Source organism: uncultured Metabacillus sp., from assembly GCF_947503125.1.
In the GTDB taxonomy this organism is placed as follows: Bacteria; Bacillota; Bacilli; order Bacillales; family Bacillaceae; genus Metabacillus.
In genome coordinates, this window is sequence record NZ_CANNCR010000152.1 from 1 (window position 1) to 1,287 (window position 1,287).

Sequence of the window (1,287 nt, forward strand, 5' to 3'; positions counted from 1 at the left end):
ATAGTACCGAAGTTCCTGATTCCACACTGCCAAGAAAAGCCTCTAGCGAGGTGTGAGGTGCCCGTACCGCAAACCGACACAGGTAGGCGAGGAGAGAATCCTAAGGTGAGCGAGAGAACTCTCGTTAAGGAACTCGGCAAAATGACCCCGTAACTTCGGGAGAAGGGGTGCTTTTTAGGGTGTTAAAGCCTTCGAAAAGCCGCAGTGAATAGGCCCAGGCGACTGTTTAGCAAAAACACAGGTCTCTGCGAAGCCGCAAGGCGAAGTATAGGGGCTGACGCCTGCCCGGTGCTGGAAGGTTAAGGGGAGAGGTTAGCGCAAGCGAAGCTTTGAACTGAAGCCCCAGTAAACGGCGGCCGTAACTATAACGGTCCTAAGGTAGCGAAATTCCTTGTCGGGTAAGTTCCGACCCGCACGAAAGGCGTAACGATCTGGGCACTGTCTCAACGAGAGACTCGGTGAAATTATAGTACCTGTGAAGATGCAGGTTACCCGCGACAGGACGGAAAGACCCCGTGGAGCTTTACTGTAGCCTGATATTGAATTTTGGTACAGCTTGTACAGGATAGGTAGGAGCCTGAGAAGCCGGAGCGCCAGCTTCGGTGGAGGCGTCGGTGGGATACTACCCTGGCTGTATTGAAATTCTAACCCGCGGCCCTTATCGGGCCGGGAGACAGTGTCAGGTGGGCAGTTTGACTGGGGCGGTCGCCTCCTAAAATGTAACGGAGGCGCCCAAAGGTTCCCTCAGAATGGTTGGAAATCATTCGCAGAGTGTAAAGGCACAAGGGAGCTTGACTGCGAGACCTACAAGTCGAGCAGGGACGAAAGTCGGGCTTAGTGATCCGGTGGTTCCGCATGGAAGGGCCATCGCTCAACGGATAAAAGCTACCCCGGGGATAACAGGCTTATCTCCCCCAAGAGTCCACATCGACGGGGAGGTTTGGCACCTCGATGTCGGCTCATCGCATCCTGGGGCTGTAGTCGGTCCCAAGGGTTGGGCTGTTCGCCCATTAAAGCGGTACGCGAGCTGGGTTCAGAACGTCGTGAGACAGTTCGGTCCCTATCCGTCGTGGGCGCAGGAAATTTGAGAGGAGCTGTCCTTAGTACGAGAGGACCGGGATGGACGCACCGCTGGTGTACCAGTTGTCTTGCCAAAGGCATAGCTGGGTAGCTATGTGCGGAAGGGATAAGTGCTGAAAGCATCTAAGCATGAAGCCCCCCTCAAGATGAGATTTCCCTGTTACTTTGTAACGTAAGATCCCTGAAAGATGATCAGGTTGATAGGTC

General features: G+C 54.3%; 1 rRNA gene. It reads left to right on the plus strand.

Going from position 1 to position 1,287, the window contains the following annotated elements:
* A 23S ribosomal RNA gene (locus tag Q1B07_RS26580) occupies positions 1 to 1,287 on the plus strand; the annotation flags it as partial.